Here is a 5,262-nt window from a genome sequence, read left to right on the forward strand (position 1 = left end):
TAGAGCCTGATCAGGGCGGCGGCCGGGTAGCGGCGGGCGTCGGTCAAGGTGGTGGCCAGGCGGTAGGTGCCGGTGAAGGTGGTGCCGTCGGTGCAGGTCACCGTCACGCGGGCCTCGATGATGCGAATCTGCAGGGCGCCGATCACCGACAGATAGGAGCCGTCGGTGAGTGAGGCGAGGATGGGGGTGCGCCGGTTGCTGCGCAGCCGGCCGAGCACCTGGGCGCCGGTGGCGGCCACCTGGGCGAGGAAGGCGTTGCTGTCGAAGCCCTTGTCCCATAACACGAGCATGTCCGGCTGCAGCAGGTGCAGCAGGCGCCGGGCATAGCCGCTCTCGCCTTCGCTGGTCGGGCCGAAGACGGCACCGATCAGGGCCCGGGTTCCGGTTTCGACGAGCGTCATCAGTTCCACTTGGGGGTAGCCGCCGTGGCCGGGGCTGCCGAGCCAGGCCCGGTTACGGATGGTGTCGGGGGCTTTGAGCGAGCTGCAGCCGTCGAAGGAGACGGTGCGGTAGGGCCCGAACCGCCGTTCCGGGAGTTCGGGGCTGGGCCAGCGGTCCGCTCAGCACCTCGAACAGGCGCTGCATCGGTGCGCTGCCGACTCTGCGGCGCAGGTCACGCAGGGCTTTGGCGGTGGGGGTCATGGCCGGCAGGGCGGTCAGCGAGGCCGTCAGTTTCTGCCAGACCAGCAGGTAGCCGACCTCGGGGAACAGGCACATCGCCAACAGGAAGTAGACCCCGACCCGCGAGGGCAGAGCACGCAGACGACGCTGAACGTTGCGGGTCTCATCAAGGACCGCATCGACGAGCTCGAACGGCACGAGCGAGGTCAGCTCACCCAAGTGTCCGGGGGCGAACAATCTCCCGGCTGCCCAGCGGGGCGAAGAGCCCGCGTCGGTGGCGCGGGAAACAGCAGAGCTGGCATGTTTGGCGGTCAACGGAGATCCAGTTCTTCGACGGCTGGTTGTGGAAGATCACCGTTCTACTGGATCTCCGTCCTCATGTCCTGAGAACCCACGTCCTTGACGGCACCACGAAAGCCTTAACTACCTGGCCTTGGGCCAACTCCACTGGATTGATTAGTGCCTGTTCCTGAAGCGTTGATCTTTTATCAGGATCAAGCAGAGGAGATCTGCGAGGAGTCCACCGCTGCGCGAGAGAAGTCGAGCGCGTCGGCGGCTCACAGCCGATCCAGCAGCACCTCATGCAGCCGCTGCCACACGCAAGAGGCATTCCACTCGGCCAGGCGTCGCCAGCAGGGCATGCCCGAGCCGTAGCCCAGCTCCTGTGGCAGGTGCTCCCCGGCGATCCCGGTGTGCAACAGAACACGATGCCCTGCAACACCAGCCGGTCATCCAGCCGCTTACGCCCTGGATGCCGGAACGCCGCTGACGCTGCGGCAACAACGGCTCGATCACTGCCCCCAGCTCGTCGCTGACCTCCCACGGCTTCAGCTTGCCACGCGCGCTCCCCTCGCTCGGCTAGCCCCGTTTTCCGCACGTCGAGGTAATTGAAGATCGCCCGGGTTTCCATGTTGATCTCGGCTGGTCATCGCGGTATGACCTTGGGCTCGTGAGACAACGTGCGCAGTGGAGCGGGGCCAGCGTCGAGAAGATGCTCGGGGCGTTGCCGGTGGCGGCCGAATTCTGCTCTCGGTTACGGATCCGGGAACTGGTGGATACGGTGTGCCCGGTGCGGGACGTGGCCGAGCTGACCCATGGCCAGGTGATCGAGGCGCTGGTGGCCAACCGGCTGACCGCACCATCGCCGCTGGTGCACGTGCGGGACTGGGCCCGCGCCTGGGCGGTGGGCGAGGCATTCGGGGTGGACCCGGAGTTGCTCAACGATGACCGGATCGGCCGTGCGCTGGATGCCATCACCCCGCATCTGAACCACCTGGCCGGATCGGTCGGGCTGACCGCGATCGAAACGATGTGGCGCGGATGCATTGGGATATGACCTCGATCTCCCTGCACGGCGACTACGAACACACCGAGCCGGCGTTCGCGCAGCCGAAGTTTGGCCATCCCAAGGATCGGCGTCCGGATCTGAAGCAGATCCAGGCCGGCATCGCGGTGAGCGCGGACGGCGCCATCCCCGTCTTTCACCGCGCCTATGAAGGCGGAGCCGGTGAGGTCGGCCAAGTCATCGGCGCGATGCAGGGCTTGCAGCGGCTGGCCCAGCGCGGATGCTGATGATCGGCGATTCCAAGCTGATCTCGTATGCGAACCTGGCCACGATGGCCGGTGAGCAGGTCACCTTCATCGCCCCGGCCTCCAAGACGTACGTGCCCGCCGCAGCGCTGGCGCTGGACCTGGCCGCGGCGATCGAGGTGGGCTACGTTGCCGCCCGCGACACCGGCAAAACCGCCGAGCAGCGCGGCACCTGGCGCACCGACGCGACCGTCCGATCACCCTCCAGCACCATGCGGATGGCTTCGTCCTTGAACTCCGGCGAGAACTGCCTACGACGCCTCGTCACGTACCTACCTCTTCCAGACTTCCGTCAGCTTATGTAGCCGACTGTCCGGAAGCTTCTGGGCACCTCAGGGCGTGTATCGAAAGTGGATCTCGGACGTGGGATGATCTTGATTCATGGCGCGTGGCGATCTGACGGATGCGCAGTGGGCTCGGCTGGAGCCGCTGTTGCCCAGGCACAAGAAGCCGGGTCGGCCGCCGGTATGGACCCGGCGGCAATTGATTGATGGCATACGCTGGTGGACCCGGACGGGGACGCCGTGGCGGGATGTCCCTGAGCGGTACGGGCCGTGGGGTCGGGTGTACGACCTGTTCCGCCGGTGGCAGCGGGGCGGCACCTGGAAGCGGATCTTCACCGAACTCCAGGCCCAGGCCGACGCGAAGAGCCTGATCACCTGGGATATCAACGTCGACTCCACCGTCTGCCGCGCCCACCAGCATGCCGCCGGGGCACGGAAAAGGGGGACCTGCAAAAAGGAGCCGCCCGGCGGCATCGTTGTCGAGCCGGACGATCACGGTCTCGGACGCTCGCGCGGCGGCTTGACCACCAAACTGCACCTGGCCGTCGAACAGGGCCAGAAACCCATGTCCATCGTCATCACGGCCGGACAGCGCGGGGACTCGCAGTTCGAGCCCGTACTCAAAGCGATCTGCGTTCCCCGCATCGGGCCGGGCAGGCCACGCACCCGGCCCGACCGAGTGCGGGCGGACAAGGCGTACGCCTCCCGCAAGAATCGCGCCTACCTGCGCCGACGCGGGATTCGCTGCACGATCCCGGACAAGGCCGACCAGGCCCGCAACCGCAAGAAGCTCGGCTCCCGCGGTGGTCGGCCGCCGAAGTTCGACAAGACCGACTACCGCGAGCGCCACGCAGTCGAATGCGGGATCAACCGGCTCAAGAGACACCGGGCGGTGGCCACCCGCTACGAGAAACTTGCCGTCCGCTACGAGGCCACCGTTCTCGTCGCAGCCATCAACGAGTGGCTGTGACCAGCGCACGCGATGCACGCCCAAAAGGAGCCCGCAAGCATGGGCCTGCGGTCACTCCTTGGCTGCTTCGAGGAAGATCTGCGCCAGTTCGCGCAGCTGAGAGAACATCGGCCAGTGGCCGGTGTTCATCTCGACCAGCCGCCAATGCTTACTGGTCAGCAGCTTGGCCACGTCGTCGCTGGGCTCGGCTCCGGCGAGCAGGCATAGGATGTACGTCGCCGGGAGTTCGTCAAGTGGCCGTGCCAGCACGGCGGGCTCGGTCAGCGTGGCGCCCGGGTGTGGCGTCGAGCCACCCACGATCCGTGCGATCTGCCCATCGGTGAGGCCGTGGCCATCGTAGTGGGCTGCGGGCACGAGCGGCCAAAATCCTCCGTTCTCAGCGATCGATGCCTTCACCCTCGCTCCACCGTCCGGCCAGGCGGAGACGAACGCCTCGCCATCGGCCAGAACGCTGGAATCGACGAAGACCACGTGGGCAAGCCGGTCACCGATCCGCTCCGCAGCCTGACCGATAGGGATGCCCGAGTAGCTGTGACCCACCAGGACAACGTCGCGCAGATCCTGGCCTTCGACCTCGTCAACTATGTCCTGGACGTGGGTCTGCTGCCCAGCCGGCACACCCCGCTTGTCGGCAAGACCGGACAGCGTCAACGGGTGAGCGCCCTGGCCGGCTGCGCGCAGATACGGCACCACCTCGTCCCACGCCCATGCCCCGAGCCGCGCGCCTGCAACCAGTACGAAATTCGCCATGGCTGCACCGTAACGGAGCAGCCTGACAACCGCCCGCCCTGAAAACACTTTCGATTCGCGCCCTAGGGAGCGCTCGGTCCGAGGGGGGTGCGGCGGCCTGGTGACGTCGCCGGGCAGCACAGCCATCTGCGTTCGCCCATGCTCGCCGTGCGCAGCGTGACTGGACAAGACATATTGCTGCCAACGTCCGCCGATTCGCCGACATTTGACGGCTCGTCCTGACCTTCCCCGCGAGCCTCGGGCCGAGGTCCCCCGAGCCGCAGCCTCATCATCGGGTCGAAGCCGGCCTGAAAGAGGTTCGCCTCCTCACTCGCATCGGATGAGTCATGCCAGAGACATCGATGACGCCGTGGGATGTGCCTTGACCTCGTCGATGGCCAGGTGCTGGCCACAGTCACCACAGATGGTCTGTTGGCGGACCTCGCCGTCGCAGTGCTCATGCCGGAAGACGACGGGGGGATCACCTGGCGCGGCCCAGCGGTCGCCCCAGTGTGTGAGCGCCATGATGACGGGTTGCAGCTCCCGGCCCATGTCGGTCAAGACGTAGTCGTGGTACGCCGAATTCTCCGAAGAGGGCTGCCGCTCCATGAGCCCCTGTTCGACGAAGAGGTCGAGCCGCGCCGCAAGGACGTTGCGGGCGACTCCGAGGCTGCGTTGAAAGTCGCCGAAGCGAGTGATGCCCCGGAAGAGCGCATGCCGGATGATCATCAGACTCCAGCGCTCACCCACGATCTCGAGCGCCCGCGCCGCGGAGCAATTTTGCGATTCGTAGCTACGTCCAAGCACGGTTCCACCGTACCCCAAAGTAGTTGCATCACGATACTGTCGCCTGCTACGTTCCAACCAGTTGCATCAAACAACCAGGCCGAGGGATGCTCCGATGGGCAGCCGCGGCCTGGCCACGCAGGCAATCCAGTGAGCAGGAGCAGGCAGTGCTGCTTGAGAACAAGAACGCGATCATCTACGGAGCAGGCGGAGCCGTCGGAAGCGCAGTCGCGCACGCCTTCGCCACAGAGGGAGCACACGTCTTCCTCGCCGGCCGCACCA

Annotated in this window: 9 protein-coding genes; 4 read left to right on the top strand and 5 right to left on the bottom strand. The window is 66.3% G+C overall.

Going from position 1 to position 5,262, the window contains the following annotated elements:
- The 3 genes from LDL49_RS56045 to LDL49_RS56055 all read right to left on the bottom strand — a co-directional run.
- The coding region (locus LDL49_RS56045; protein WP_225303130.1) for a transposase at positions 1-461 on the bottom strand (461 nt) is incomplete at its 3' end.
- Positions 454-840: a transposase domain-containing protein gene (locus tag LDL49_RS56050; RefSeq protein ID WP_263656764.1), complete on the bottom strand. Its 387-nt coding sequence runs from the start codon at positions 838-840 to the stop codon at positions 454-456. The genes LDL49_RS56045 and LDL49_RS56050, both read right to left, overlap by 8 nt.
- Before the next feature lie 338 nt (positions 841-1,178).
- Positions 1,179-1,319: a hypothetical protein gene (locus LDL49_RS56055; protein ID WP_225303123.1), complete on the bottom strand. Its 141-nt coding sequence runs from the start codon at positions 1,317-1,319 to the stop codon at positions 1,179-1,181.
- A gap of 293 nt (positions 1,320-1,612) precedes the next feature.
- Here LDL49_RS56055 and LDL49_RS56060 point away from each other — a divergent pair, with 293 nt between their 5' ends.
- The 4 genes from LDL49_RS56060 (at position 1,613) to LDL49_RS56075 (ending at position 3,465) form a co-directional block, all read left to right on the top strand.
- Positions 1,613-1,957 carry a DUF4277 domain-containing protein gene (locus LDL49_RS56060; RefSeq protein ID WP_225303124.1) on the top strand — a complete coding sequence of 115 codons (345 nt, stop codon included), beginning with the start codon at positions 1,613-1,615 and terminating at the stop codon, positions 1,955-1,957.
- A complete protein-coding gene (locus LDL49_RS56065) occupies positions 1,954-2,193 on the top strand; it encodes a hypothetical protein (RefSeq protein ID WP_225303125.1) in 240 nt (79 codons plus the stop codon). The genes LDL49_RS56060 and LDL49_RS56065 overlap by 4 nt, the downstream gene beginning before the upstream one ends.
- The gene (locus tag LDL49_RS59830; protein ID WP_225303126.1) at positions 2,187-2,516 is read left to right on the top strand and encodes a hypothetical protein; all 330 of its coding nucleotides are present in this window, start codon (positions 2,187-2,189) and stop codon (positions 2,514-2,516) included. The genes LDL49_RS56065 and LDL49_RS59830 overlap by 7 nt, the downstream gene beginning before the upstream one ends.
- A 76-nt stretch (positions 2,517-2,592) precedes the next feature.
- Complete coding sequence (locus LDL49_RS56075) at positions 2,593-3,465, top strand: IS5 family transposase (RefSeq protein WP_225303127.1); 873 nt, start codon at positions 2,593-2,595, stop codon at positions 3,463-3,465.
- A 51-nt stretch (positions 3,466-3,516) separates the two neighbouring features.
- Here the strand turns inward: LDL49_RS56075 and LDL49_RS56080 are convergent, their stop codons facing one another.
- Both LDL49_RS56080 and LDL49_RS56085 read right to left on the bottom strand, forming a co-directional pair.
- Positions 3,517-4,215, bottom strand: a complete 699-nt coding sequence (locus LDL49_RS56080; protein WP_225303128.1) for an alpha/beta fold hydrolase — start codon at positions 4,213-4,215, stop codon at positions 3,517-3,519.
- A 324-nt stretch (positions 4,216-4,539) separates the two neighbouring features.
- Positions 4,540-5,001 carry a winged helix-turn-helix transcriptional regulator gene (locus LDL49_RS56085; protein ID WP_225303129.1) on the bottom strand — a complete coding sequence of 154 codons (462 nt, stop codon included), beginning with the start codon at positions 4,999-5,001 and terminating at the stop codon, positions 4,540-4,542.
- Positions 5,002-5,262: the final 261 nt, after the last annotated feature.

The sequence above is a fragment of the Nonomuraea aurantiaca genome, assembly GCF_020215705.1.
Taxonomy (GTDB): Bacteria; Actinomycetota; Actinomycetes; order Streptosporangiales; family Streptosporangiaceae; genus Nonomuraea; species Nonomuraea aurantiaca.

What these genes read in the sequence shown, in the direction of transcription:
- LDL49_RS59830 (WP_225303126.1), top strand. Translation starts at nt 2,187, where the DNA reads ATGCTGATGATCGGCGATTCCAAGCTGATCTCGTATGCGAACCTGGCC.
- LDL49_RS56065 (WP_225303125.1), top strand. Translation starts at nt 1,954, where the DNA reads ATGACCTCGATCTCCCTGCACGGCGACTACGAACACACCGAGCCGGCG.
- LDL49_RS56075 (WP_225303127.1), top strand. Translation starts at nt 2,593, where the DNA reads ATGGCGCGTGGCGATCTGACGGATGCGCAGTGGGCTCGGCTGGAGCCG.
- LDL49_RS56060 (WP_225303124.1), top strand. Translation starts at nt 1,613, where the DNA reads ATGCTCGGGGCGTTGCCGGTGGCGGCCGAATTCTGCTCTCGGTTACGG.
- LDL49_RS56080 (WP_225303128.1), bottom strand. Translation starts at nt 4,215, where the DNA reads ATGGCGAATTTCGTACTGGTTGCAGGCGCGCGGCTCGGGGCATGGGCG.